Here is a 25,857-nt window from a genome sequence, read left to right as displayed (position 1 = left end):
CATGAAGATGGAAGTGCTTGAAAATATTTGCTATTATGGCCTCAAAGGAAGGCCATTGGTGCGGTCGAGAAGACTCGAACTTCCACGGGTTGCCCCACAGCGACCTCAACGCTGCGCGTCTACCAATTCCGCCACGACCGCACGTGGTAGGAGCCGGAACCGACCGGCTCGCGGCGTGTAGCAAATCGTTTCCGGTGAAACAAGTGCGCCGCACGCAATAATCTCAAGCGATTGGCATAACGGTCCACAGGATTGGAATGAAGGGCCGGAACTGGACGTTTCCAGCGGATAACGCCATATGGAGACAGATGCATGCCGCCCGAAAGTGCAAGCGGATCGCGACGGCATAAGTGAAAAACGAAAAGCCATGACAGAACGCAGCCAGATCGCCACGTCGTTCCTGCCGCTCCCCGGTTCAGCACCGGTCGAGTGGCGCATCGAGCCTGGCCTTACCCCCTATCCCGATGCGCTTGCCTTCATGGAGGCGCGTGCCGAGGCGATACGCAGCGGGGTCGCCGGCGAAATGGTCTGGCTGGTCGAACATCCGCCGCTCTACACCGCCGGCACCAGTGCGCGTGTCGAGGACCTGATCGATCCCGACCGGTTCCCGGTCTTTTCGGCCGGTCGCGGCGGCGAATACACCTATCACGGGCCGGGCCAGCGGGTCGCTTATGTCATGCTCGACCTGAAACGGCGACGCGAGGACGTGCGCGCCTTCGTCGCCGCGCTCGAACAGTGGATCATCGGCACGCTCGCCGCCTTCAACGTGCGCGGCGAACGCCGCGAGGACCGGGTCGGCGTCTGGGTGGTGCGGCCCGATCGCCCTGCCTTGCCGGACGGTTCGCCGGCCGAGGACAAGATCGCGGCAATAGGCATAAGGCTGCGGCGCTGGGTGAGTTTTCACGGCATCGCCATCAATGTCGAGCCCGATCTCGACCATTTCAGCGGCATCGTGCCCTGCGGTGTGCAGGACCACGGTGTCACCAGCCTCGTCGATCTCGGCCTTCCCATCGGCATGGCCGACCTCGATCTGGCGCTGAGATCAGCCTTCGAGGACGTTTTTGGTCCCGCCGTGGCCGCACCCGCCGAGCCAGCCCGAAAGACCGGTTGAAGCCTTCGGGCTCAACATGGCTCAAAGCAGCTGCGCCGACGCCCACAGGATGCCGCAGCCATGGATGACGAACACCGCCAGCAGCGCACCGGCGATGGCGAAGCGGTCGACCGTGCGGATCGGCTCCAGCTCGTGGCGTGGCTTGACCCCGCTGCCCATGGTCAGCAGGCTGAGGATTGAAAAGACCGCCCCCGCCGCGAGCAGGAAGCCGGAGGAAAAGCCGGCCCGCCACCCCACCGCCAGGAACGCCGAGAGCAGGAAGAACGAAGCCAGCGCCAGCGCGACCGGCCCCGGGCAGATCTGGCGCAGCACCTGGCCGCCGTCGAACTTCCACACCGGCACCAGATTGGCGATGTTGAACAGGGCGGCGCAGCCCGCCAGCGCCGCCAGCAGCGCTGGCGCGGCCTTGTGTCCCCCGCCGCCCGCAAGCGCACTGGCGGCAATGACGATCGGCACCAGGAAGGCGGAGAAGCCCGCCCCCATCAGCGCCACGAAGGCCACTTCGAAACGGCTGTTGTAAGGCCGGCCGCCAATGGCGATGCCGCCGAGCAGCGGGATGAAGATCATCCGCGCCTTGCGGTGGCCCATCAGCCGGAACGCCGCCATATGGCCGAGCTCATGCAGGGCCACGACCGAGGTGAGGATCGAGGCGAGCGCCAGTCCGCCGAGGTGGAGCCCGAAGAACGGCCACAGCATCAATGCCGAAAGTACGGCAAAGCCGACCTGGCTGAGCGGATGCTCGAACCAGCCGCCCTTGCGATACTGACCGGTTAGCGCCCAGCGTTGCAGCTTGGACAGCTCGCGCCGCATGGTGAAGTAACGGAACACCAGAAAGGCAACGCCGCGGTAACGGTCCGTCCAGCCGAGCGTCACCCGCGTGCCGCCGTCTTCGCGGACGAGTTCGGCGGTTTCGCGATAGTCCTTCCAGAACGAGGCATCGAGCGCGGTATCCTCGACGACACGCATCGAGAAGCGACTGCCTTTGACGACATCGTCAAACCGTGCCCTGCGTTCGGCCCTCCCGCGACAGCATGATGCGGGACACGCCCTCCCCGTCCAGCGGCCCCGCCGACAGGATCTCGCCGGACCAGCCGGCATCACTGCCAAGCGGCCACAGCGCCTGCCAGAGGCGCTGACGGTCCACCGTAATCAAGCGGCTCATCCTGACCGTGCGCAAACCGAGCGGCGCGGTCATCAAGAGAAAGATCAGCCCGAGATTGCTGGCCAAGAGAATGGCCGTGACGATGGGCGGCACCTTGACGTTGCTCCCTGCCTTGGAAGCATACCCTAGCGTCGCGACGGCAAGAAAGGCTTAACGGCGGAGCGGGTTTTCGCCCGCGGAACCAAGGCGGCGAAGCCGCAAAATCACATGGCTCCGATCCAGATCGCCATGGAAACGAGAAACGCGCTCATGCAAACCAGCGAGATGACATCCTGAACCAGATCGGTCATAACTCTCTCCTGTTGTTGATATGTTCGCAATTTGTTCTAATTTTGTTTCAATGTCAACGACCACGGGGTATGGAGATGATGCGGGAAATTTGGCACGGTTAGCGAAAGGTTAACCGGTTCCAGGTGGCGCGCTAGCTACGATCCCTTGGCATAGTCCGTCTCAATATCTCGGCGAACCCGCCGCCTTTTGAAAGCTTGGTTGACCAGCACTATTCAAGTGATGTTCGTGCGCCTCTGACATATGTGCCCCACGCGTCAGTGCACGACATTTCGGGCTGATCGACTGTCTGATCGACGCTGGCAGAGAAGACCTCTCGTTGCAAAAACGGAGCCCAACCCCAGATCTTGAACAGATTCACGACATAGCCGGAGTCGCTCGCGGCCGAGCCCCAGTAGGTAATGCTGCAAACAACACCGGCGCTCATCTGCCTCGGAGGTTCGGAGGATTGAACCACCGTCCACCCCAGCGCCAGCCGGCCGACGGTCCCCAAGAAGTATCCAATCAAAATCGGCATGGCGGTGACGAAAAGGCCGCCTATGCGAAGGGCTTTCAGAGGAATACCCAGGCAAGAAGCAGCGAGAAAGCAGTAAGCTAAATAGGCGACGCAAATGCATGCATAATTTGCAACCGGCATCCGGAAGCTAATTCCCGCAAAGGAAAGGCCAACAATCAAAACAATTGCGAGCGCACAAAAAAAAGCGGTCAGCAACAATGCCTGCGGCCATGTCCGTCGAATCAAAACGAAAGCGCAAAGGACGATTGGCGGCCCGACGAGGAGGGCTGTCTCTATCAGATAGAACGGGGCCAACGATACGCTAGTCAAGATTCACCTATGGCAGTCGCTCTGAATCTCCCGAAGATGTCGAAGCGCCCTCTCTCGCCGGATGAAATGCGCCAGGCTTTGGCCTTCGACTTGGCAAGGTTCTTTACCACCGGCTCAGCTGCCTCCTCCGCAGGCTATGCACGTTTTCCGCGCGGTAGAAAATCAGTTCAACTTCAACTTTACTTGTTCGCGTGCTTGCTCGCGAATACCGCCCCGTTCTTTCCAACCCGCGCCATTGCGGCCGACCGCTGCCAGACGGATTCGCGGCGACGGTGTCGATTCGTCTCGGTGCCATCGAGGTTGAAACTCTGTATTACCGTGACGGAATACACTGGCGAGTGTCGTGGTCTACGGTCCACGGATGCTCGCAACTGAACTTCCGCAACGGAGGGAGGTTGTGTAGAAACACGGTTCGCTCCAGCAGCCGCATAGCAGGCACGAACCGGAGGCTCAAATGTCAGTTGTCCAGGAAGACCCCTCGCCCGCGGTCCCCTCACATCCTGAGGAAATCAAGTCCGTTTTCGATCTGCGCCTAGGCAAGCATGTCACCTTGCAAGGCAGTGCCAGGATAACGCCGGCAGGCGTGATCAGCACCGGGATCGCGGTCGCCGCCATGACGCTTGCACTGGGCTATCTTGCTTCGTCGATTATGCGCCGCAGGCGATAGGAGGAAATCGGCAGGGCCAGGAAAAGGTTGATGGGTGCAGCGCGCACCATGCGGAAACACACTCCGGAAGGCGGGTTATCGATGAGCCGCCGGGGTCTGTCGAGGCTGAGGTCAGCCCGAGCCGAGCGGCACGACCTTGCCGTCGGCGAGCGTGACGCGCCGGTCCATGCGCGATGCCAGCTCGTGATTGTGGGTGGCGATCAGCGCCGCGAGACCCGATTGCCGCACCAGCGCCTCCAGCGCTTCGAACACATAGGAAGCGGTGACCGGATCGAGATTGCCGGTCGGCTCGTCGGCCAGCAGCACCAGCGGCGCATTGGCAACGGCACGAGCGATGGCGACGCGCTGCTGCTCGCCACCGGACAATTCGGCCGGCCGATGCGAGGCGCGCTTGCCGATCTGCATGTAATCGAGCAGTTGGGCGGCGCGCTCGGATGCTTCCTTGCGCGGCAGTCCCTTGATCAGCTGCGGCATCATGATGTTTTCCAGCGCGGAAAACTCGGGCAGCAGATGATGGAACTGGTAGACGAAGCCGACATCGTTGCGGCGGATCGACGTGCGCTCGTCGTCGGACAACCGGCCGCAGGCCCGGCCGGACAGGATCACGTCGCCGGCGTCGGGGCGCTCCAGCAGTCCTGCCGTGTGCAGCAGTGTCGACTTGCCGGTGCCCGACGGCGCCACCAGCGCCACCATCTCGCCGCGCCGCAGCGAGAAATCGGCGCCGTTCAGGATGGTGAGCTTGCGCGGCCCTTGGACATAGTGCCGCTCGACGCTCTTCAGCTCGATAATGACCTCGGCCACTACTCGTACCTCAACGCTTCGACCGGATCGAGGCGGGCTGCCCGCCACGCCGGAAACACGGTCGCCAGGAACGACAGGCCGAGCGCCATGATGATGACATAGGTGGTCTCGCGCGGATCCATCTTCGCCGGCAGCTGGCTCAGGAAGTAGAGCTCCGGATTGAACAGCACCTTGCCGGTCATCCAGGAAAAGAACTGCCGGATCGATTCGATGTTGGTGCAGATCAGCACCCCGAGCAGCACGCCGGCGAGCGTGCCGGTGACGCCGATCGCCGCGCCGGTCATCAGGAAGATGCGCAAGATCGCGCCGCGCGAGGCGCCCATGGTGCGCAGGATGGCGATATCGTGCCCCTTGTCCTTCACCAGCATGATCAGCCCGGAAATGATGTTGAGCGCCGCTACCAGCACGATCAGCGTCAGGATCATGAACATGACGTTGCGCTCGACCTGCAGGGCGGAAAAGAAGGTCTCGTTGCGCTGGCGCCAGTCGACGATGTCGATGGGCCGTTGCGCCGCTTCTTCCACCTTCGGCTTCAGTGCGTCGACATTGTCGGGATTGTCGACATAAATCTCGATCGTCTGCGCGCGTCCATCCATGTTGAAGTAAAGCTGCGCTTCCGAGAACGGCATGTAGACGATGGAGCTGTCATATTCCGACATGCCGACTTCAAAGATCGCCGCGATCTTGTAGCCCTTCATGCGTGGCGTGGTGCCCAGCGGCGTCACGTCGCCATCGGGCGAGATCAAGGTGATGGTATCGCCGAGCGTCAGCCCGAGATTCTCGGCCATGCGCTTGCCGATGGCGACGCCTTCGCCCGAGTCGAAATCGGCGAGCGTGCCTTGCTTGACGTTGCTGGCGACGATGGCGATCTTGCCGAGATCCTCTCCGCGTATGCCGCGCACCAGCGCACCGGTGCCGCCACCGACATTGCCTTGCGCCAGCACCTGGCCGTCGATCAGCGGGATAGCGTATTTGATGCCGGGCACACCGTTGATGCGGCCGGCGACCTGGGCGTAATCCTCAAGCGGCGAATCGAGCGGCTGTACGATCAGATGGCCGTTGACGCCGAGGATGCGGGTCAAAAGCTCGGCCCGGAACCCGTTCATCACCGCCATGACGACGATCAGCGTCGCCACCCCCAGCATGATGCCGAGGAAGGAAATCGAGGCGATGACCGAGATCACCGTCTCCTTGCGCCGCGAGCGCAAATAGCGCCACGCCACCGTGCGTTCGAAGATGGAGAACGGGCCGGCGCCCGCCGATCTTGCCGCGGCCGCCTCGCTCATGCGGCGGCACCGAAGCGTTTTTTCGCATCGGCGATCGGCAGCGTCACACGCTCGCCGGTCTTGCGATTCTTGATCTCGACCTCGCCGGCGGCCACGCCGCGCGGCCCGACGATCACCTGCCAGGGCAGGCCGATCAGGTCGGCGGTGGCGAACTTGCCGCCCGGCCGCTGGTCGGTGTCGTCATAGAGCACATCCTTGCCGGCGGCGGTGAAGGCGGCATCGAGCTCGTCGCTGACGCGATCGCACTCGGCGTCGCCCACCTTCATGTTGATCAGGCCGATGTCGAACGGCGCCACGGCATCGGGCCAGATGATGCCGTTCTCGTCGTGGCTGGCTTCGATGATCGCCGCGACCAGCCGTGACGGGCCGATGCCGTAGGAACCGCCCGAGACGAAATGGTCCTTGCCGTCAGGTCCGGTCACCTTGGCGCCCATGGGCTTGGAATATTTGTCGCCGAAATGGAAGATGTGGCCAACCTCGATGCCCCGCGCCGAGACCCGGTCCGCTTCGCCGAGCTTGTCCCACGCCGCCTCATCATGCATCTCGTCGGTAGCGGCGTAAGGCGTCGTCCAGGTTTTGACGATGTCTGATATCTCCGCGTCATTGGCGAAGTCGGTGTTTTCGTCAGGCACCTGGAGCGACAGATAATCGCGATCACAATAGACCTGGCTCTCGCCGGTGTCCGCCAGGATGATGAATTCGTGGCTGAGATCGCCGCCGATCGGCCCGGTATCGGCCCGCATCGGGATGGCCTGCAGGCCCATGCGCGTGAAGGTCCTGAGATAGGACACGAACATCCTGTTGTAGGCGGCCCTCGCGCCTTCGAAGTTAAGGTCGAAGGAATAGGCGTCCTTCATCAGGAATTCGCGTGAGCGCATGACGCCGAAGCGCGGCCGCACCTCGTCACGGAACTTCCACTGGATATGGTAGAGATTGAGCGGCAGGTCCTTGTAGGACTTGACGTAGGCGCGAACGATTTCGGTGACCACTTCCTCATTGGTCGGGCCGTAGAGCATGTCGCGGTCCTGCCGATCCTTGATGCGCAGCATCTCCTTGCCGTAGTCGTCATAGCGACCGCTTTCGCGCCACAGATCGGCCGACTGGATGGTCGGCATCAGGATCTCCAGCGCGCCGGCGCGGTTCTGCTCCTCGCGGATGATCTGGCAAACCTTGTCCAGCACCCGCTTGCCGAGTGGCAACCAGGAAAAACTGCCCTGCCCCTGCTGGCGGATCATGCCGGCACGCAGCATCAGCCGGTGCGAGACGATCTCGGCCTCACGCGGATTTTCTTTGAGGATAGGCAGGAAATAGCGCGACAAACGCATGGACTGGTCCGTGAATGAGAATGGTCGCGCCAGAATCGGTGCGACGCAGGCTTGCTTGACCCGGCTTCATAGCCATTTCATGGCGCAATGGGAACCCGGCCATGGCGGCACATTGACGCCGTCATGCCCGCAATCACTAGGTTCCCAGATCATATCGAGCAGGCTTGCCTGGGTCGAAAAGCCGTGGGACGCTGTCCGTTCGGGGCGGATTGGGGCATTGCGCTTTTTCCTGGCAGTTATCCTGGCGGTCTTTTTCGTCTCGGCGGCACACGCCGAGCGGCGTGTCGCGCTCATCATCGCGGCCGACGAGTACCGCAATGTGCGTCCCCTGAAGAATGCGGTGAACGACAGCCGCACGATCGAAGCCGCGCTGCAAAAACTCGGTTTCGACGTCACCACCGAAGCAAATCGTGACCTGAAGCGTATGCGCCGTGCGCTGGAGGATTTTCGCGACGATGCGGCCGGGGCCGATGTCGCGCTGATCTATTTCTCAGGCCATGGCGTCGAGATCGCGGGCGACAACCGCCTTCTGCCGGTCGATGCAGATCCGTCGTCACTGGACCGGTTGAAGGCAACAAGCCTTGCGCTCGAAGATGTGCATGAGGCAGTGACCGCGGTCGGCAAGATCGGCCTCGTCGTGCTTGATGCGTGCCGCAACGATCCATTTGGCCAATCCGGCGGCGACCAATCGGAAGACAGCAAGGCTGGTGAAGGACGCGGCGTGATGTCCATCGCGCCGGAGGTTAAAGCCGAGGCCAAGCCGGGGCTCGGGCGCATGGGGCGCGCGGAGAACGTGCTGTTCGCCTTTTCCGCGGCACCTGGGCAGACGGCGTCGGACGGTGCGTCTGGCAACTCCGACTTTTCCGCTGCATTGGCCAAATTCCTGCCCACCGACGGCCTTGAAATACGTTCCGTCCTGACGCTGGTTCAGCAGCAGGTCTACGATCTGTCGCGCGGCAGGCAACTGCCCTATGTGGAGAGCGGTCTGCCGCAACTCTTCTTCGCCGCGCAGACCAGCAAGGACGCCCTGCCCGAGCGTGACCGGCTGCTGCTTGCCATGGCCGATGTCACGCCGGATTTGCGTGTCGAGGTCGAGACGGTTGCGGCCAGTGCCGACATGCCGCTGGCACCGCTATACGCAGCGCTCATTACCTCGGACGGCAAGGCGATGGCGCCGCAGCAGCGCCAGCAGAAGCTGCAGGAGGCGGCCGACGCTTTCGTCAAGGTGCGGGCCGATCTGCGCAATTTCGCCTCCTCCGATCCTGAAGTCACGGCGCTGCGCCAACAGGCGGAGGCGCAACTGGCACTCGGCTCATTCGACGAAGCACGGGCGCTGCTTGGCAAGGCGGCGGATATCGATGGCAAATCGCGCGACGATCTGAAAACCCGCTTCATCGAGCGCACGCTGTCGGAGGCGACGACGCATTACCTCGCCGGCGGCGCTTCGCAGGCGCAATTGCGCTACGACCTCGCCATCGAGGACTACCGTAAGGCCGTGGCGCTTTATGCCGATGTCGAGGGTTTCCCAATACCGGACGAGGCACGCTACCAGCAGACACTGTCGTGGGAACTGATCGGCACGCTGCAAACGACCGTCGGCAATCTGCAGGAAGCCGGCAAAGCCTATGATTCGATGGTCCGGTCCGCGGAGAAACGCGCGGGCGCAGAGCCCGACAAGATCGACCATCAGCGCGACCTTGCCGTGGCGCAGAACAAAGTGGCCGATGTCAAGAAGGCGATGGGCGATAGCGCCGGCGCGATCGCGCTCTACCAACAGGCTCTCGCCACGATGAAAGCGATCCTCCAAAAAGAGCCTACCTTTGGCTATCTTCGCGACTACGCAATCTGCTTCAACCGCATCGGCGACGCCATGCGGGTTTCGGGCGACGGACCAGGCGCGCTGGCTAATTACCGTTCGGCGCTCAAGGTGGCTGAATTCCTGGTCGAGCAGGCGCCTGATGATGAAGGCTTTCGGCGCGACCTTGCCGTCAGCCACTCCAAGATCGGGCTGGCGCTCAGGCTGACCAACGATCTGGAAGGTTCGATCGCCGAATATGAAGTGTCCTTGCAGATCACCAAGGCGCTGGCGAAGAAGATGCCTGACGATACGGAACTGCAGCGCGACATCACCGTCAGCCTCAGCGCCATCGGCGACCTGCAGCGGCTGACCGGGCATAATGAAAAAGCTTTCGAACCCTACCGGCGCAGCGTCGACATCGCGCAAAAGCTGGTGGCGCGGGACCCCGGCAACACACTGTGGCGGCGTGACCTCGCGCTTGCATTGGGCAAGATATCCGACGCCCGCGCCGAGGCCGGAGATATCGATGGCGCGCTCGCCGACCGCCGTTCGTCTCAAGCCATTGCGGAATATCTGGCCGAACTCGACCGCGACAACGCCGAATGGCAGCGCGACCTTGCCGTCGGCCACAACCGCATCGGCGACATGCTGATGAGCAAGGGCGACAAACCCGGGGCGGCTGCCGAATACCAGGCCGGCCTCGCCATTGCCGACGCGCAGCTCAAGGCTGATCCGGGCAGCGCGCAACGCACGGTCGATGCCGCCTTCAGCCACTACAAGCTGGCGATTGCCAGTGTCGACACGCCGGCAAACCTCAAGGCCGCGCTGGCCATGCTGACGGGGCTGAAAGCGCAAGGTCGACTGCCGGGTGCCAACGAAGGCTGGATCGGCATGGTCGAGAAGGCGATGGCTGAGGCCGGCGTCGCGAAGTAGGTCCAGCCGGCTGTGCGGGAGGCCCGAACGTCTTCGGGTTTGGCCGCCAATTCTTTGCGCGCGTCAATTCAGAACCTGCCGCAAAGGCTCCGTCGAACCTTGCTGGTCGTTTAGAAAGCAAAGCATGCCATACTATTGTGCAGTGCAGCACGAGAATGCCTGTTTCGAGGCAAAATTCTTCGTGACATTTTCATTCGGCTTAGGCTAGTGTGCCGCGATAACCGAGAGGGCGGAGAAAAATCTGCTCTCCTACGCGGTCAAAGTCTTGGGAGGATGCGATCTAGGCGCGGTTACTCGCTGCCGCCGGAAACCGGAAACAGATCGGACGCGTTTAATTGCAAGGCCTCGTGCCTTGCATTTTTTTTGTGCAATCATCTGGTTAGCGCGGCGAGCTGCCAAGCTACATTACCCAGCGTCAGCAAGCATTCAGCCGCGCCAACCATGGCGGCGTCTCGATCCGATCCGTCGCGCTTTACGGTATCGAAGCGCCCTTGCCGGGCGCCCTATTTTGCGGGTGTCTGGCCGAAATCCGGAACGATGTGCGGGATGTCGTTGAGGCTGTATCCCAGGCCATGCGTCAGGCCATAGAAAATGCCCATCAGGATCGCCGTGGCGATGGTGGTGCGGATGACGGCACGCAGCATGTGCGGGCCGCGCGGCGCGCTTGGAACCGTGCCCAGCGTCACGTCATGATCGTCGTCCTGTGTCCTGACGCTGAACGGCAGGACGGCGAACAGCACCACCCACCACGTCGCGAAAAACAGGGCGGTGAACGAAACCCAGCTCATGATTGCTCCAGTTCGATCAGCGTGCCGAAGAAATCCTTCGGATGCAGGAACAGCACAGGCTTGCCATGGGCACCGGTCTTCGGGTTGCCGTCGCCCAGCACGCGAGCGCCGGCGGCCTTGAGCTGATCACGCGCGGCCAGTATGTCGTCGACCTCGTAGCAGAGGTGATGCATGCCGCCGGACGGGTTCTTCGCGAGGAACGCCGCGATCGGCGAGCTTTCGCCCAAGGGCTCCAGCAATTCGATCTTGGTGTTGCCGACATTGACGAACACCACCGTGACGCCATGCTCCGGCAAAGCCTGCGGCTCCGTCACTTCGGCGCCGAGCGTATTGCGGTAGGCGGCAACCGCCGCCGCCAGATCCGGCACCGCAAGCGCGACATGGTTCAACCGTCCAAGCATGAAATGCTCCGTATCAGGGCAGTATGGCAATAAGGCAGTATGGCAATAGGGGAAGACGGATTAGAGGTGATCGCATTCCCACTGCCCTACTGCCCTATTCCCTTCATCGCGTAACAAACACCGTCACCAGCGGCTTCTTGCCCCAGGCCTCGTTGGCCGCACCGCGCACCGCGCGCCGCACGGCCTCCTGCACGAGGTCCAGGTCTTTCCGGCGCTGACGGGGAATCGAATCGACCGCGCCCACCGCCGCATCGATCATCAGGTCTTCGAGCGTCTCGCCGCTGGCATCGGCCTCGGCGACGCCGATGGCGACCAGGTCGGGGTCACCGGCCAACTCATATTTGTCGTCCAGCACGACATTGACCGCGACATGGCCGGCAAAGGACAATTTGCGCCGGTCGCGGATGCCCATCGCCTGGTCGGTACCGATCAGGTTGCCGTCCTTGTAGATGCGGCCGAACGGCACCTGGTCGATGATGGTGGCGGGACCGGGGGCGAGCCTCAGCATATCGCCGTCGCGCACCTGCGCCACCTGGCCGATGCCTGAGGTCGACATCAGCGACCCCTGCGCCACCAGATGCGCCGCCTCGCCATGCACGGGAACGCCGATCTGCGGGCGCACCCATTCATACATCTTGCGCAGCTCGCTGCGCCGGGGGTGGCCGGAGACATGCACCAGCGCGTCGCCGTCCTCGATGATCTTGATGCCGAGATCGATAAGGCGATTCTTGATCTCGAGGATCGCCTTCTCATTGCCGGGGATGGTGCGCGAGGAGAACACCACCGTGTCGCCCGCCGTCAGCGATACCGATTTCATCTCGTCGCGTGACAGTTTTGCAAGAGCCGCCAGCGGCTCGCCTTGGCTACCGGTGCAGATGATGACCAGGTTTTCGCGCGGAATGAAGCCGAAATCCTCCTCGGCGATGAACTCCGGCAGGCCGTCCATATAGCCGAGTTCGTCCGCGACATCGATGACCCGCTTCAGCGAACGGCCAAGCACCAGGCACTGGCGGCCGGCATCGCGTGCCGCCCTGGCGATCGAAACGATGCGCCCGACATTGGAAGAGAAGGTGGTGACGGCGACGCGGCCCTTGGCGGCCTGGATGACGCCCTTCAATCCCTCGCCGACGGCGACTTCCGAAGGCGATTCGCCTTCGCGCAGCGCATTGGTCGAATCGCAGATCAGCGCCAGCACGCCCTTGTCGCCATAGGCGCGGAAACGCGCCTCGTCGGTCTTGGGTCCGATCGTCGGCTCCGGATCGATCTTCCAGTCGCCGGTGTGGATGACCGTACCGGCTGGCGTGGTGATGGCCAGCGACATCGGCTCGGGGATGGAGTGCGCCACCGGAATGGCTTCGATCTCGAACGGACCGACAGTGAATTTCTCGCCAGCCCGGTAGATCGTCAGCGGGATCTTGGCTGCCCCCTGCTCGCCCTGGCGCTTGGCTTCCAGCAGCCCGGCGCTGAACGGCGTCATCCACACCGGCGCCTTCAGCTTCGGCCAGATGTCGAGCAGCGCGCCGTAATGATCCTCATGCGCGTGGGTGATGATGATGCCGCGCAGATTGGCGAGGTTCTCCTCGATAAAGCGCGTGTCGGGCAGGATCAGGTCGACGCCCGGATGCGCCGCGTCTGGAAAGGTGACACCGACATCGATGACAATCCATTCGCGCGCGCTCGGCGGGCCGTACCCGTAGAGGGCGAAGTTCATACCGATCTCGCCGACGCCGCCGAGCGGCACGAAGACGAGTTCGGCGTTTTCCGCTTTCGCCATGATTTTTCCCTTCCTGGCCCTCAGGCCAAGCCGTTAAAGCAATTCCAGGAAAAGCGTCTAACGATTTTCCGTCCGGAATTGCGCAAAGACAAACTATACCCGGGCGGATGCCACCGCGCCGAAATGCACATCGCCGGCAGCGATCGTCAGAACCGCCCCTTCATCGTCGCGGATCACGAAACGGCAATCCTCGTCAATGGTCTCGAACACCCCACGCACCACATTACCGTCAATTCTGACAGCAACCTCGCCGCCGAGTCCCGCCGCGCGCGCCAGCCAGCGTCTCCTGATGGCTGAAAGCCCGCGCCCCTCATCCCATAGGCGGGCATTCTCGCTCCAGGCATCCGACAGCGCCAGGAACAGCGTTTCGGCATCGCATGTCGCGCCGAGCGCTTGGAGCGATGTCGCGGGATACGGCAAATCCGTGGGATGCGCCACCACATTGACGCCGATGCCCACCGCCACGGCGAAACCGCCGCCGTCCAGCATCGCCGACTCCAGCAGGATGCCGGCCAGCTTGGCGCCGGAGGCCAGAACGTCGTTCGGCCATTTCAACTCGAAACGGTTTTGTCCCTGGCTTGCGCCATCAAGCCCGATGGCGATGCGGCCTTTCGGCACCACGGCATCCAGTGCATCGGCAAGCGACAGGCCGGCAACGAAACCCAGTGTCGCGGCAAGGCGAAGTTCACCGCCGGTGATGACAAGCAGGGTCGCTGCCAGATTGCCTTCGGGCGAGACCCAGGCGCGGCCGCGCCGGCCACGCCCGCTTTCCTGCTTTTTGGAAACGACCCACAGCTTGCCCGGGTCGCCTGCCCTTGCATGGTCCAGCGCCACCGTATTGGTGGAGCCGACGCTGTCATGGGCCTCGAGCCGGAACCCTTCCGACGCCGAGGTTGGAGCCAGCCGAAATGCCATCCCGTCAGAAAAATGTCTTGGCGGCTGCTTCGGCATAGGTGCCGATCGGCCCGCCGATCAGCACATAGAACAGCACGAAGGCGCCGGAGACGCCGAGCACGAGGCGCAATTCGCTGGCCATCGGGACGAAGCCGCCGACCGGTTCGTCGAACCACATGATCTTGATGATGCGCAGGTAGTAGTAGGCGCCCACCACCGAGGCCAGCACGCCGATGATCGCCAGCGCGTAGAGGTTGGCGTTGATGGCGGCGAGGAAGACGTACCACTTCCCCCAGAAGCCGGCGAGCGGCGGGATGCCGGCCAGCGAGAACATCAGGATGGTCAGGATCGTCGCCATGATCGGGTTGGTCGAGGCAAGGCCGGCCAGGTCGCTGATCTGTTCGACATTGCCTTCCTTGCGCCGCATGGCGAGGATGAAGGCGAACGTGCCCAGCGTCATCACCAGATAGATCAGCATGTAGATGGCGACGCCGCGTACGCCAGCCTGGCTGTTGGCGGCAAGGCCGACCAGCGCGTAGCCCATATGGCCGATCGAGGAATAGGCCATCAGCCGCTTGATGTTGGTCTGGCCGATCGCGGCAAAGGCGCCGAGCGCCATCGAGGCGATCGAGATGAAGACGATGATCTGCTGCCAGTCGGCGGCAATCGGCTTGAACGCGCCCATGGTGACGCGCACGATCAGCGCCATCGCCGCCATCTTGGGGGCCGCTGCCAGGAACGCGGTCACCGGTGTCGGCGCGCCTTCATAGACGTCGGGCGTCCACATGTGAAACGGCACCGCCGAGATCTTGAAGGCAAGGCCGGCCAGCACGAAGACCAGGCCGAAGACGAGGCCAAGCTGGCGCTCGCCGCTGCCCAGTGCTGAGGCGATCTCCTGGAAGCCGGTGTTGCCGGTGTAGCCATAGACCAGGCTGATGCCATAGAGCAGCATGCCCGACGACAGCGCGCCGAGGACGAAGTATTTCAGGCCGGCCTCGGTCGAACGCAGATTGTCGCGGTTGATCGCCGCCAGCACGTAGATCGCCAGCGACTGCAGCTCGAGGCCGAGATAGAGCCCGATCATGCCGTTGGCCGAGATCATCAGCATCATGCCCAGCGTGCACAGCAGGATCAGCACCGGATATTCGAACTTGTCGAAACGCTCCGCCTTGGCAAAGCGCATCGACATGATCAGCGTCACCGCCGAGCCCACCAGCGACAGCACCTTCATGAAGCGCGCGAAGGGATCCTGGATGAAGGCATTGCCATAGGCGTTGCCCTGCCCGGTCCGGAAGATCAGCCAGACGCCCGCGATAACCAGCACGGCGACCGCAAGGCCGCTCACCGTATTGGCGGTATTGGAGCGCGAATAGGCCCCGACCATCAGCAGCGCGAGCGCGCCGATGGCAAGGATCAGCTCGGGCGTCGAGAGCGACAGGCTGGAGAGAAGGTCCGGCGTCATGGTTCGCAAAACCCCTGGGTCAGTTCGCCGCCGCGGTCTGCGCGGCGCCGATGGATGCGGTGACATTGGTGACGAGCGACTTGACCGATTGGGCCGTCGCATCGAAGACGGGAGCGGGATAGACGCCGAAGAAGATGACCAGCACCACCAGCGGGTAGATGATGAACTTCTCGCGCGGCGACAGATCGAGCAGGCCCTTCAGGCTGTCCTTGGTCAGCGCGCCGAAGATCACCCGGCGATAGAGCCAGAGCGCGTAAGCCGCCGACAGGATGACGCCGGTGGCGGCGAAGAACGCCACCCAGGTGTTGACCCGGAACACGCCAAGCATGGTCAGGAACTCGCCGACGAAGCCTGAGGTGCCCGGCAGGCCGACATTGGCCATGGTGAAGATCAGGAACACGGTGGCGTATTTCGGCATGTTGTTGACCAGGCCGCCATAGGCGGCGATCTCACGCGTGTGCATGCGGTCGTAGATGACGCCGACGCACAGGAACAGCGCGCCCGAGACGAGGCCGTGGCTGAGCATCTGGAAGATCGCGCCCTGCACGCCTTCCTGGTTCATGGCGAAGATGCCCATGGTGACGAATCCCATATGGGCGACCGACGAATAGGCGATCAGCTTCTTCATGTCCTCCTGCATCAGCGCCACCAGCGAGGTGTAGATGATGGCGACGACGGAGAGCGTGAACACCAGCGGCGCGAACATTTCGGATGCCAGCGGGAACATCGGCAAGGAGAAGCGCAGGAAGCCGTACCCGCCCATCTTCAGCAGGATGGCGGCCAGGATGACCGAGCCGGCCGTTGGTGCCTCGACGTGGGCGTCAGGCAGCCAGGTATGCACCGGCCACATCGGCATCTTCACCGCGAAGGAAGCGAAGAAGGCGAGCCATAGCCAGGTCTGCATGTTGGCCGGGAAGTTGTGGGTCAACAGCGTCGGGATGTCGGTGGTACCGGACTGATAGAACATCGCCATGATGGCGAGCAGCATCAGCACCGAGCCGGCGAGCGTGTAGAGGAAGAACTTGAACGAGGCGTAGACGCGACGCTTGCCGCCCCAGACGCCGATGATGATGAACATCGGGATCAGGCCGGCTTCGAAAAAGACGTAGAACAGCACGATATCCAGCGCGCAGAACACGCCGATCATCAGCGTCTCGAGCAGCAGGAAGGCGATCATGTAGGCCTTGACGCGCTTCTCGATCGATTCCCACGACGCCAGGATGCAGAGCGGCATCAGGAAGGTCGTCAGGATGACGAACAGCATCGAAATGCCGTCGACGCCCATGTGGTAGGAGATGCCGGAGTCGAGCCACGCGACCTTTTCGACGAACTGGAAGCCCGCCTGCGAATTGTCGAAGCCGGTCCAGATGAACAGCGAGATGATGAACGTGAACGTCGTGGTCAACAGCGCAATGGCGCGGATGTTGCGGCGTGCGTTTTCGCTGTCATCGTTGATGAACAGGATCAGCAGCACACCAACCAGCGGCAGGAAGGTGACCAGCGAGAGGATTGGCCAGGCGGTCATCAGAGCATCATCCAGGTGACGAGTGCGGCAACGCCGATCAGCATGGCGAAGGCGTAGTGGTAGAGGTAGCCGGTCTGCAGCTTGACGACGCGGTTGGTGACATCGACGACGCGCGCCGAAATGCCGTCCGGCCCCAGGCCATCGATGATGGTGCCATCACCGGTCTTCCACAGGAAATGGCCGAGGCGCTTGGCCGGCCGCACGAACAGGAAGTCGTAGAGCTCGTCGAAATACCACTTGTTGAGCAGGAAGGCGTAGAGCCCGCGATGCCGAGCGGCGAGATTGACGGGCATTTCCGGCGAGCGGATGTAGAACTTCCAGGCCAGCGCGAAACCGATCAGCATGGCGATGAAGGGCGAGAGCTCGACCCACAGCGGCAATTCATGGATCTCGTGCAGGATGTGGTTGTCCGGCAGCGTGAATAGCGACGCCTTCCAGAACTCGGCATAGCCTTCGCCGATAAACGAATTGTGGAAGATGACGCCGGCAAACAGCGCGCCGGCGGCCAGCACGAACAGCGGCACCAGCATCACCGGCGGCGATTCATGCACGTGGTGCATCACCTCATGGCTCGCCCGCGGCTTGCCGTGGAAGGTCATGAAGATCAGCCGCCAGGAATAGAAGGAGGTGAAGCATGCGGCGATGACCAGCAGCACGAAGGCAAGGCCGGCGACCGAATTGTGGCCGGCAAAGGCGCTCTCGATGATGGCGTCCTTGGAGAAGAAACCGGCGGTGCCGATGACGGTCACCGGAATGCCGACGCCGGTCAGCGCCAGCGTGCCGATCACCATCATCCAGTAGGTTGTCGGGATCAGCGACCGCAGCCCGCCCATCTTGCGCATGTCCTGCTCGTCGGAGACGGCGTGGATGACCGAGCCCGAACCGAGGAACAGCAGCGCCTTGAAGAAGGCATGCGTGAACAGGTGGAAGATCGCCGCCCCATAGGCGCCGACGCCGAGCGCAACGAACATGTAGCCGAGCTGCGAGCAGGTCGAATAGGCGATGACGCGCTTGATGTCGTTCTGGACCAGGCCGACGGTCGCCGCGAAGAAGGCGGTGAAGGCGCCGATGAAGGTCACCACAGTCAGCGCCGAATGCGACAATTCGAACAGCGGCGACAGCCGCGCCAGCATGAACACGCCCGCCGTCACCATGGTGGCAGCGTGGATCAGCGCTGAGACCGGCGTCGGGCCTTCCATGGCGTCCGGCAGCCAGGTGTGCAGCGGCACTTGCGCCGACTTGCCCATGGCGCCCATGAACAGGAGCAGGCAGACGACGGTCATTGCCGACTGCTTGTCCAGCGCATGGCCGAGGAAGGTCAGCACGGCAGCACCTTGCGGGGCGCCTTCAGCCGGAATGAATGTCGCCGCATTGGCGAAGATCGTGCCGAGATTGACCGAGCCGAACAGCACGAAGACGCCGAAAATGCCGAGCGCGAAGCCGAAATCGCCGACGCGGTTGACGACGAAGGCCTTGATGGCCGCAGCATTGGCCGACGGCTTCTTGTACCAGAAGCCGATCAGCAGGTAGGACGCCAGGCCCACCCCTTCCCAGCCGAAGAACATCTGCACCAGATTGTCCGCCGTCACCAGCATCAGCATGGCGAAGGTGAACAGCGACAGATAGGCGAAGAAGCGCGGCCGGTTCGGATCGTGGTGCATGTAGCCGATCGAATAGATGTGAACCAGCGCCGACACGGTGTTGACCACCACCAGCATCACCACCGTCAGCGTGTCGATGCGCAGCGCCCAGGAAACGTCCAGCCCGCCGGACTGGATCCAGTGCAGCACCGGCACGGTGAACACCTCGCCATGGCCGAAGCCGACGCTGAAGAAGGCAACCCACGACAGAACAGCCGAAATCACCAGGAAGCCGGAGGTGATGTATTCGGACGCCTTGGCGCCGAGCGACGTGCCGAACAGGCCGACGATCAGGAAGCCGAGCAGTGGAAGGAAGACGATGGCCTGATACATGGTGGTTCCGTCAACCCTTCATCATGTTCACGTCTTCGACCGCGATCGAGCCGCGGTTGCGGAAGAAGACGACGAGAATGGCAAGTCCGATTGCCGCCTCGGCCGCCGCGACCGTCAGCACGAACAGTGCGAACACCTGGCCGACCAGATCGCCGAGCGCCGCCGAGAAGGCGACAAAATTGATGTTGACCGCAAGCAGGATCAGTTCGACCGACATCAGGATGACGATGACGTTCTTGCGGTTCAGGAAGATACCGAACACGCCGAGCGTGAACAGGATCGCCGATACGGTCAGATAATGTGCGATGCCGACGACCATCTCAGACTCCTTCGCCCGACTTGACCTTGCGGATTTCCATGCCGGTGGCCGGCGTGCGGCCGACCTGGGCTGCGATCGACTGCCGCTTGACCCCTTCCTTGTGGCGCAGCGTCAGCACGATGGCGCCGATCATGGCGACCAGCAGGATGAGGCCCGAAATCTGGAAGTAGTAGAGGTAGTCGGTATAGAGGATGTCGCCGAGCGCGGCCGTGTTCGAGCGCGTGGCGAGATCCGGAATGGGTTTCGAGATCGTCGAGGCGAGCTGCGGCGCGAAGGTGTAGCCGCCCAGAACCACGATGAGTTCCGCCGCCAGGATCAGCCCGACGAAGGCGCCGATCGGCGCATATTGCAGCGCGCCGCTCTTCAGTTCGGCGAAATCGACGTCGAGCATCATGACGACGAACAGGAACAGCACCATGACCGCGCCGACATAGACGACGAGCAGGATCATCGCCAGGAACTCGGCACCGGTCAGCATGAACAGGCCGGCGGCGTTGAAGAAGGTCAGGATCAGGAACAGCACCGAATGCACGGGGTTGCGCGACGAAATGACCATGAACGCCGAGGCCACGGCGACAAAGGCGAAGAGGTAGAAAAAGGCCGCCTCTAGTCCACTCAGCATTGGGGTTCCCCCGGGTTCCTGTCCAAACAGGACACTCGTCCTGTTTGTTATCTCTGGCTTCGTCCCGCCTCCGGTATCGAAGCCGCGTTGTCCTTAGACGAGGCCCCTCGCCCCGTCCATGCGTCAAATATCAGCGGTACGGCGCATCCAGCGAGATGTTGCGCGCCAGTTCGCGCTCCCACCGGTCGCCATTCGCCAGCAGCCTGTCCTTGTCGTAGTAGAGTTCCTCGCGCGTCTCCGTCGCGAACTCGAAATTCGGCCCCTCGACGATGGCGTCGACCGGGCAGGCCTCCTGGCAGAAGCCGCAATAGATGCACTTCACCATGTCGATGTCGTAGCGCACCGTGCGGCGCGTGCCGTCATTGCGGCGCGGGCCGGCCTCGATGGTGATGGCCTGCGCCGGGCAGATCGCCTCGCACAATTTGCAGGCGATGCAGCGTTCCTCGCCATTGGGATAGCGGCGCAGCGCGTGCTCGCCACGGAAGCGCGGGCTGATCGGCCCCTTCTCGTGGGGATAGTTGATCGTCTCCTTCGGCGCGAAGAACTGGCGCATCGACAGGAAGAAGGCACTGACGAAATCCTGCAGCAGCAGCGATTTGGCGGCTTGGCCGAGAGCGGACATCACGCAAACCCCGTGATCTTGAGGAAGGCTGCGGTGGCGACCACCATGAACAGCGAGATCGGCAGGAACACTTTCCAGCCCAGCCGCATCAGCTGGTCGTAGCGGTAGCGCGGCACGAAGGCCTTCACCATCGAAATGCCGAAGAACACGAAACAGACCTTCAGCACGAACCAGATCACGCCGGGCACCCAGGTGAAGGGCGCGAAGTCGAAGGGAGGCAGCCAGCCGCCAAGGAACAGGATGGTGGCCAGCGCGCACATCAGCACGATGGCGACATACTCGCCGAGGAAGAACAGCAGGAACGGCGTCGACGAATATTCGACCATGTGGCCGGCGACCAGTTCCGATTCGGCTTCGACCAGGTCGAAGGGCGGCCGGTTCGTCTCGGCCAGCGCCGAGATGAAGAAGATGATGAACATCGGGAACAGAGCCAGCCAGTTCCAGTCGAGGAAGGTGTTGGGCAGGCCAAGCCGCGTGCCAAGCCCACCTTGCTGCGACAGCACGATATCGCTGAGGTTGAGCGAGCCGGCCGTAAGCAGCACGGTGACGATGACGAAGCCGATCGAGACTTCGTAGGACACCATCTGCGCTGCCGAACGCAGTGCACCGAGGAACGGATATTTCGAGTTGGACGCCCAGCCGCCCATGATCACGCCGTAGACCTCGAGCGAGGAGATGGCGAAGACATAGAGGATGCCGACATTGACGTTGGCGATCGCCCAGCCCTGGTTAACCGGAATGACCGCCCAGGCCGAGATCGCCAGCACGGCCGACACCAGCGGCGCCAAAAGGAACACGCCCTTGTTGGCGCCTGACGGGATGACCGGTTCCTTGAAGACGAATTTCAACAGATCGGCGAAAGCCTGCAGCGTGCCCCAGGGGCCGACCACGTTCGGGCCACGGCGCAGCTGCACCGCCGCCCAGATCTTGCGGTCGGCGTAGAGGATATACGCGACGAAGACCAGCAAGATCACGATCAGCACCACTGACTTCAGCAGGATGATCAGCGCCGGCAGCACGTAGAAGGAGAAGAAGGTGTCCATGCTTATTCCGCCGCCTGCTTGAAGCCGCTCTTGGCCAGTGCCGAGCATTCCGCCATCACGGCCGATGCCCGCGCGATCGGGTTGGTCAGGTAGAAATCCTTGACCGGCGACGTGAAGGTGCCCTTGTTCAGCCGCCCGCCGAGCTTCGCCACGCCGGCGACGTCCTCGGCATTGCCGGCCGCGACCTGGTCGATGCGGGCCAGATGCGGGTATTCGCCGTAGAGCTTCGCCCGCAGTTGCGGCAGCGAATCGAACGGCAGTTTCTTGCCCAGAACGTCGGACAGTGCCCGCAGGATCGCCCAGTCCTCGCGCGCGTCGCCCGGCGCGAAGCCGGCGCGGTTGGTCTGCTGCACGCGCCCTTCGGTGTTGACGTAGGTGGCCGACTTTTCGGTGTAGGCCGCGGCCGGCAGGATGACATTGGCGCGGTGCGCGCCGGCATCACCATGCGTACCGATGTAGACGACGAAGGCGCCGCCGGTCTTGCCCATGTCGATCTCGTCGGCACCGAGCAGGAACAGCACGTCCGTTTCGCCCAGCATGCCGGCAACGTCCTTGCCGCCCTCGCCAGGCACGAAGCCGAGATCGAGGCCGCCGACTCTGGCTGCCGCATTGTGCAGCACGGCAAAGCCGTTCCAGTCGGCGCGAGCGGCATTGACCGCCGCGGCGAGCTTGGCTGCCTGGCCGAGCACGGCCGCGCCGTCGGCGCGCGCCAGTGCGCCCTGGCCCACGATGATCAGCGGGTGCGTCGCCTTCTTCAGCGTCTGGAAGAACTTGCCATTGCCGTCGGCCAGATCCTTGAGAGAATCCGGACCGGCACCCAGCAATTCATAGTCATAGCGCGTGTCGCCGACATCGCCGATGACGCCGACCGGCAGATTGCCCACCCGCCAGCGCTTGCGGATGCGGGCATTGAGCACCGAGGCTTCGAAGCGCGGATTGGCGCCGATGATCAGCACCGCGTCGGCCTGCTCGATGCCCTCGATGGTCGGGTTGAAGATATAGCTGGCGCGTCCGAGCGACGGGTCGAGCGCGGCGCCATCCTGGCGGCAGTCGATGTTCTTCGAGCCGAGCGAAGCCATCAAGAGCTTCAGGGCGTAGATCTCTTCGACCGCCGCGAGATCGCCGGCAATGGCACCGATCTTCTCGGGCGTCGTCTTCGATACCGCATCCTTGATCGCCGCGAACGCGTCTGCCCAGCTTGCCGGAACCAGTCTGCCGTCCTTGCGCACATAAGGGCGGTCGAGGCGCTGCGTGCGCAGGCCGTCCCAGATGAAGCGGGTCTTGTCGGAAATCCACTCCTCGTTCACCTGCTCGTTGATACGCGGCAGGATGCGCATCACTTCGCGGCCACGGCTATCGATGCGGATCGCCGAGCCGACCGCATCCATCACGTCGATGGATTCGGTCTTGGTCAGCTCCCACGGCCGCGCCTGGAAGGCGAAGGGCTTGGAAGTCAGCGCGCCGACCGGGCAGAGATCGATGACATTGCCCTGCAGTTCCGAGGTCATCGCCTGTTCGAGATAGGTGGTGATTTCGGCGTCCTCGCCGCGGCCGATCAGGCCGAGCTCGGAAATGCCGGCAACCTCGGTGGTGAAGCGGACGCAGCGCGTGCAATGGATGCAGCGGTTCATCACCGTCTTGACCAGCGGGCCGATATACTTGTCTTCGACCGCGCGCTTGTTCTCGTGATAGCGCGAGGAATCGACGCCGAATGCCATCGCCTGGTCCTGCAGGTCGCACTCGCCGCCCTGGTCGCAGATCGGGCAGTCCAGCGGATGATTGATCAGCAGGAATTCCATCACGCCTTCCCGGGCCTTCTTGACCATCGGCGTGTTGGTGAAGATTTCCGGCGGCTCGCCATTGGGGCCGGGGCGCAGGTCGCGCACGCCCATGGCGCAGGAGGCCTGCGGCTTGGGCGGTCCGCCTTTCACCTCGATCAGGCACATGCGGCAATTGCCGGCGATCGACAGCCGCTCGTGGAAGCAGAAGCGCGGCACTTCCGCGCCCGCGTCTTCCGCCGCCTGCAGCAGCGTGTAGTGGTCGGGTACAGTGATCTCTTTCCCGTCGACCTTGAGCTTTGCCATTCGCTTCAAACCCCTGCGGATTTCCCGCAATCTCATTTTCCGGGCGCGACAGACGCAGCGCCCGACATTTCATTCACTTCTTCGCGGCCAGCGCCGCCGCCTGGACAGTCCAGTCGTCGCGGCCGATGCGGCCGTTGAACGACAGATAGTCGTCGACCCAGGCGATCTCTTGCGGCGACCAGGCGGCGATCTGGGCATATGTCCAGATGCCAAGCCCGTTCAGCACCTTCTCCAGCTTCGGGCCGATGCCCGATATCGCCTTGAGGTTGGACGGTTTCGCAGGCCTGTCCATGGTCTTGGGCTGCCTGAAATCTTCGGGCAGCAGCACATCCGCGGCCTCGCCGGCTGCCGGAGCGGCATTCACCGCCGGCGCCGTGGTGGCGGCTTCCTTGGCGGCGATGTCGGTGACCTCCTGCGCGAAGGACTGCGCCTCGGCAATCATCGTCTTCGCCGTCGCCCGCGCCTTGATGGACGACGAGTTCGCGTCCTCGAACTGTTCGATGCGTGCCTCGAAATCCTCGATCAGCGGCTGCATGAGCCGCTGTGATGCCTCGGCGGCTCCCGAGAGCGCGCCCATCCAGACGCCGAACGCATGGTTGGCGAGCCCGATGCCGAGCGCCGACATGGCCGCCGCACCCGCGACAGGGTGCACGAAAAGGTTGACGGCGCTGGCCATCTCCTTCGGCATCATCCTGGTCAGGTCCTGGTTCATCTTCTCGAGCTGGTCCAAATTGGGCATCAATGGGTTGGGTGTCGAATACGGCGCCATAGAATTCTCCTGGTCGTTTCTTCGTTCGCCCCGCCCCGTTATTCTCGCTTCGGGCTCTCGCCCGCAGTCACAAATTCTATTCCGCCGCCACCATCACTGGCTCGGCCCGGTGCGCGTTGCGCGAAAACTCGTCGATGCGCCGCTCCACCTCGCCGCGGAAATGCCGCATCAGGCCCTGGATCGGCCACGCGGCGGCGTCGCCCAGCGCGCAGATCGTGTGGCCCTCGACCTGCTTGGTGACGTCGAGCAGCATGTCGATCTCGCGCTTCTGCGCCTCGCCACGCACCAGCCGCTCCATCACGCGCCACATCCAGCCGGTGCCTTCGCGGCACGGCGTGCACTGGCCGCAGCTCTCGTGCTTGTAGAAGTAGGACAGGCGCGCGATCGCCTTCACGACGTCGGTCGACTTGTCCATGACGATGACGGCGGCCGTGCCGAGGCCGGATTTGAGGTCGCGCAGCGCATCGAAATCCATCGGCGTGTCGATGATCTGCTCGGCCGGCACCAGCGGCACCGAGGCGCCGCCGGGAATGACCGCCAGGAGATTGTCCCAGCCGCCGCGAATGCCGCCGCAATGCGTCTCGATCAGCTCGCGGAACGGGATCGACATCGCCTCTTCGACGGTGCACGGATTGTTGACGTGGCCGGAGATGCAAAACAGCTTGGTGCCGACATTGTTGGGCCGGCCGAAGGACGAGAACCAGGCCGCGCCCCGGCGCAGGATGGTCGGCGCCACTGCGATCGATTCGACGTTGTTGACGGTGGTCGGGCAGCCATAGAGGCCGACATTGGCCGGGAATGGCGGCTTCAGCCTGGGCTGGCCCTTCTTGCCTTCGAGGCTTTCCAGCAGCGCGGTTTCCTCGCCGCAGATATAGGCGCCGGCGCCATGATGCATGTAGACGTCGAAGTCGTAGCCGGATGTGTTGTTCTTGCCGATCAGCTTGGCCTCATAGGCCTCCTCGATGGCCCGCTGCAGCGCCTCGCGCTCGCGGATGAACTCGCCGCGCACATAGATGTAGGCCGCGATCGCGCCCATGGCGAAGCCGGCCAGCAGCGCCCCCTCGACCAGCGTGTGCGGGTCGTTGCGCAGGATGTCGCGGTCCTTGCAGGTACCGGGCTCGGATTCGTCGGCATTGATGACGAGATAGCTCGGCCGGCCGTCGCTCTGCTTGGGCATGAACGACCATTTGAGGCCCGTCGGGAAGCCGGCGCCGCCACGGCCGCGCAGGCCGGACGCCTTCATCTCGTTGACGATCCATTCGCGTCCCTTGGCGACGATGCCGGGCGTGTTGTCCCAGGCGCCGCGCGCCATCGCGCCGGCCAGCGACTTGTCGAAGAGGCCGTAGATGTTGGTGAAGATGCGGTCTTTGTCCTGAAGCATTTT

At 63.1% G+C, this 25,857-nt stretch carries 23 protein-coding genes and 1 tRNA gene; 3 read left to right on the top strand and 21 right to left on the bottom strand.

Translation table 11 applies throughout. The annotated features are described in order from the left end of the window. Positions 1-56: 56 nt before the first annotated feature. Positions 57-141: transfer RNA gene (locus FJ977_RS30780), tRNA-Leu, on the bottom strand. Between the two features lie 226 nt (positions 142-367). Between FJ977_RS30780 and lipB the strand changes: the two genes are divergently transcribed. Beyond that, complete coding sequence (gene lipB, locus FJ977_RS30775) at positions 368-1,111, top strand: lipoyl(octanoyl) transferase LipB (protein WP_140775940.1); 744 nt, start codon at positions 368-370, stop codon at positions 1,109-1,111. A 21-nt stretch (positions 1,112-1,132) separates the two neighbouring features. Here the strand turns inward: lipB and FJ977_RS30770 are convergent, their stop codons facing one another. The 3 genes from FJ977_RS30770 to FJ977_RS30765 all read right to left on the bottom strand — a co-directional run bounded on the left by FJ977_RS30770 (position 1,133) and on the right by FJ977_RS30765 (position 3,273). After that, on the bottom strand, positions 1,133-2,077 hold the full coding sequence (locus FJ977_RS30770; protein WP_246683378.1) for a site-2 protease family protein: 945 nt from the start codon (positions 2,075-2,077) through the stop codon (positions 1,133-1,135). 28 nt (positions 2,078-2,105) lie between these two features. Beyond that, a complete protein-coding gene (locus FJ977_RS36465) occupies positions 2,106-2,366 on the bottom strand; it encodes a hypothetical protein (protein ID WP_246683377.1) in 261 nt (86 codons plus the stop codon). 406 nt (positions 2,367-2,772) lie between these two features. Continuing rightward, a complete protein-coding gene (locus tag FJ977_RS30765; protein WP_140775939.1) occupies positions 2,773-3,273 on the bottom strand; it encodes a hypothetical protein in 501 nt (166 codons plus the stop codon). 568 nt (positions 3,274-3,841) lie between these two features. On the opposite strand from FJ977_RS30765, the gene FJ977_RS30760 reads away from it, so the two are divergent. Further along, a complete protein-coding gene (locus tag FJ977_RS30760) occupies positions 3,842-4,054 on the top strand; it encodes a hypothetical protein (RefSeq protein WP_140775938.1) in 213 nt (70 codons plus the stop codon). A 111-nt stretch (positions 4,055-4,165) separates the two neighbouring features. Here the strand turns inward: FJ977_RS30760 and FJ977_RS30755 are convergent, their stop codons facing one another. The 3 genes from FJ977_RS30755 to proS are packed head-to-tail and all read right to left on the bottom strand — an operon-like array spanning position 4,166 to position 7,466. Continuing rightward, a complete protein-coding gene (locus FJ977_RS30755; protein ID WP_140775937.1) occupies positions 4,166-4,855 on the bottom strand; it encodes an ABC transporter ATP-binding protein in 690 nt (229 codons plus the stop codon). Next, positions 4,855-6,141, bottom strand: coding sequence for a lipoprotein-releasing ABC transporter permease subunit (locus FJ977_RS30750; RefSeq protein ID WP_056572849.1), 1,287 nt, complete (start codon positions 6,139-6,141; stop codon positions 4,855-4,857). Before FJ977_RS30750 ends, FJ977_RS30755 begins: the two co-directional genes overlap by 1 nt. Beyond that, a complete protein-coding gene (gene proS / locus FJ977_RS30745; RefSeq protein WP_140775936.1) occupies positions 6,138-7,466 on the bottom strand; it encodes a proline--tRNA ligase in 1,329 nt (442 codons plus the stop codon). The genes FJ977_RS30750 and proS overlap by 4 nt, the downstream gene beginning before the upstream one ends. Before the next feature lie 55 nt (positions 7,467-7,521). On the opposite strand from proS, the gene FJ977_RS30740 reads away from it, so the two are divergent. Further along, positions 7,522-10,197: a caspase family protein gene (locus tag FJ977_RS30740; protein ID WP_181180119.1), complete on the top strand. Its 2,676-nt coding sequence runs from the start codon at positions 7,522-7,524 to the stop codon at positions 10,195-10,197. Between the two features lie 503 nt (positions 10,198-10,700). Here the strand turns inward: FJ977_RS30740 and FJ977_RS30735 are convergent. From FJ977_RS30735 to nuoF, 14 genes are all read right to left on the bottom strand, one after another. Further along, positions 10,701-10,985, bottom strand: coding sequence for a DUF1467 family protein (locus tag FJ977_RS30735; protein ID WP_010910093.1), 285 nt, complete (start codon positions 10,983-10,985; stop codon positions 10,701-10,703). Further along, on the bottom strand, positions 10,982-11,386 hold the full coding sequence (mce, locus tag FJ977_RS30730) for a methylmalonyl-CoA epimerase (protein WP_140775934.1): 405 nt from the start codon (positions 11,384-11,386) through the stop codon (positions 10,982-10,984). Before mce ends, FJ977_RS30735 begins: the two co-directional genes overlap by 4 nt. A 103-nt stretch (positions 11,387-11,489) precedes the next feature. Continuing rightward, positions 11,490-13,160 (bottom strand): ribonuclease J, encoded by a 1,671-nt coding sequence (locus FJ977_RS30725; protein ID WP_140775933.1) that lies wholly within the window; start codon positions 13,158-13,160, stop codon positions 11,490-11,492. A gap of 93 nt (positions 13,161-13,253) precedes the next feature. Further along, positions 13,254-14,075 (bottom strand): biotin--[acetyl-CoA-carboxylase] ligase, encoded by an 822-nt coding sequence (locus FJ977_RS30720; RefSeq protein WP_140775932.1) that lies wholly within the window; start codon positions 14,073-14,075, stop codon positions 13,254-13,256. Positions 14,076-14,079: 4 nt separating this feature from the next. Further along, positions 14,080-15,516: an NADH-quinone oxidoreductase subunit NuoN gene (gene nuoN / locus FJ977_RS30715; protein WP_140775931.1), complete on the bottom strand. Its 1,437-nt coding sequence runs from the start codon at positions 15,514-15,516 to the stop codon at positions 14,080-14,082. 19 nt (positions 15,517-15,535) lie between these two features. Then, positions 15,536-17,041 (bottom strand): NADH-quinone oxidoreductase subunit M, encoded by a 1,506-nt coding sequence (locus tag FJ977_RS30710; RefSeq protein WP_140775930.1) that lies wholly within the window; start codon positions 17,039-17,041, stop codon positions 15,536-15,538. Then, positions 17,041-19,014: an NADH-quinone oxidoreductase subunit L gene (gene nuoL, locus FJ977_RS30705; RefSeq protein ID WP_140775929.1), complete on the bottom strand. Its 1,974-nt coding sequence runs from the start codon at positions 19,012-19,014 to the stop codon at positions 17,041-17,043. The genes FJ977_RS30710 and nuoL overlap by 1 nt, the downstream gene beginning before the upstream one ends. A 10-nt stretch (positions 19,015-19,024) precedes the next feature. Then, on the bottom strand, positions 19,025-19,333 hold the full coding sequence (nuoK, locus tag FJ977_RS30700) for an NADH-quinone oxidoreductase subunit NuoK (RefSeq protein ID WP_019858930.1): 309 nt from the start codon (positions 19,331-19,333) through the stop codon (positions 19,025-19,027). A 1-nt stretch (position 19,334) separates the two neighbouring features. Continuing rightward, positions 19,335-19,955 (bottom strand): NADH-quinone oxidoreductase subunit J, encoded by a 621-nt coding sequence (locus tag FJ977_RS30695; protein ID WP_056572873.1) that lies wholly within the window; start codon positions 19,953-19,955, stop codon positions 19,335-19,337. 130 nt (positions 19,956-20,085) lie between these two features. After that, positions 20,086-20,577 (bottom strand): NADH-quinone oxidoreductase subunit NuoI, encoded by a 492-nt coding sequence (nuoI, locus tag FJ977_RS30690; protein WP_140775928.1) that lies wholly within the window; start codon positions 20,575-20,577, stop codon positions 20,086-20,088. Beyond that, complete coding sequence (gene nuoH, locus FJ977_RS30685) at positions 20,577-21,620, bottom strand: NADH-quinone oxidoreductase subunit NuoH (RefSeq protein WP_140775927.1); 1,044 nt, start codon at positions 21,618-21,620, stop codon at positions 20,577-20,579. Before nuoH ends, nuoI begins: the two co-directional genes overlap by 1 nt. Before the next feature lie 2 nt (positions 21,621-21,622). Next, a complete protein-coding gene (nuoG, locus tag FJ977_RS30680) occupies positions 21,623-23,704 on the bottom strand; it encodes an NADH-quinone oxidoreductase subunit NuoG (RefSeq protein ID WP_140775926.1) in 2,082 nt (693 codons plus the stop codon). 73 nt (positions 23,705-23,777) lie between these two features. Next, positions 23,778-24,473: an NADH-ubiquinone dehydrogenase gene (locus FJ977_RS30675; protein WP_140775925.1), complete on the bottom strand. Its 696-nt coding sequence runs from the start codon at positions 24,471-24,473 to the stop codon at positions 23,778-23,780. Between the two features lie 76 nt (positions 24,474-24,549). Next, on the bottom strand, positions 24,550-25,854 hold the full coding sequence (nuoF, locus tag FJ977_RS30670; protein WP_140775924.1) for an NADH-quinone oxidoreductase subunit NuoF: 1,305 nt from the start codon (positions 25,852-25,854) through the stop codon (positions 24,550-24,552). Positions 25,855-25,857 lie beyond the last annotated feature (3 nt).

Source organism: Mesorhizobium sp. B2-1-3A, from assembly GCF_006442655.1.
Classification (GTDB): Bacteria; Pseudomonadota; Alphaproteobacteria; order Rhizobiales; family Rhizobiaceae; genus Mesorhizobium.
This window is presented reverse-complemented; position numbering and strand designations above follow the sequence as displayed.

Coding starts and splice junctions, on each gene's coding strand:
- lipB (WP_140775940.1), top strand. CDS start 368: ATGACAGAACGCAGCCAGATCGCCACGTCGTTCCTGCCGCTCCCCGGT.
- FJ977_RS30770 (WP_246683378.1), bottom strand. CDS start 2,077: ATGCGTGTCGTCGAGGATACCGCGCTCGATGCCTCGTTCTGGAAGGAC.
- FJ977_RS30760 (WP_140775938.1), top strand. CDS start 3,842: ATGTCAGTTGTCCAGGAAGACCCCTCGCCCGCGGTCCCCTCACATCCT.
- FJ977_RS30750 (WP_056572849.1), bottom strand. CDS start 6,141: ATGAGCGAGGCGGCCGCGGCAAGATCGGCGGGCGCCGGCCCGTTCTCC.
- proS (WP_140775936.1), bottom strand. CDS start 7,466: ATGCGTTTGTCGCGCTATTTCCTGCCTATCCTCAAAGAAAATCCGCGT.
- FJ977_RS30735 (WP_010910093.1), bottom strand. CDS start 10,985: ATGAGCTGGGTTTCGTTCACCGCCCTGTTTTTCGCGACGTGGTGGGTG.
- mce (WP_140775934.1), bottom strand. CDS start 11,386: ATGCTTGGACGGTTGAACCATGTCGCGCTTGCGGTGCCGGATCTGGCG.
- FJ977_RS30725 (WP_140775933.1), bottom strand. CDS start 13,160: ATGGCGAAAGCGGAAAACGCCGAACTCGTCTTCGTGCCGCTCGGCGGC.
- FJ977_RS30720 (WP_140775932.1), bottom strand. CDS start 14,075: ATGGCATTTCGGCTGGCTCCAACCTCGGCGTCGGAAGGGTTCCGGCTC.
- nuoN (WP_140775931.1), bottom strand. CDS start 15,516: ATGACGCCGGACCTTCTCTCCAGCCTGTCGCTCTCGACGCCCGAGCTG.
- FJ977_RS30710 (WP_140775930.1), bottom strand. CDS start 17,041: ATGACCGCCTGGCCAATCCTCTCGCTGGTCACCTTCCTGCCGCTGGTT.
- nuoL (WP_140775929.1), bottom strand. CDS start 19,014: ATGTATCAGGCCATCGTCTTCCTTCCACTGCTCGGCTTCCTGATCGTC.
- nuoK (WP_019858930.1), bottom strand. CDS start 19,333: ATGGTCGTCGGCATCGCACATTATCTGACCGTATCGGCGATCCTGTTC.
- FJ977_RS30695 (WP_056572873.1), bottom strand. CDS start 19,955: ATGCTGAGTGGACTAGAGGCGGCCTTTTTCTACCTCTTCGCCTTTGTC.
- nuoI (WP_140775928.1), bottom strand. CDS start 20,577: ATGTCCGCTCTCGGCCAAGCCGCCAAATCGCTGCTGCTGCAGGATTTC.
- nuoH (WP_140775927.1), bottom strand. CDS start 21,620: ATGGACACCTTCTTCTCCTTCTACGTGCTGCCGGCGCTGATCATCCTG.
- nuoG (WP_140775926.1), bottom strand. CDS start 23,704: ATGGCAAAGCTCAAGGTCGACGGGAAAGAGATCACTGTACCCGACCAC.
- FJ977_RS30675 (WP_140775925.1), bottom strand. CDS start 24,473: ATGGCGCCGTATTCGACACCCAACCCATTGATGCCCAATTTGGACCAG.
- nuoF (WP_140775924.1), bottom strand. CDS start 25,854: ATGCTTCAGGACAAAGACCGCATCTTCACCAACATCTACGGCCTCTTC.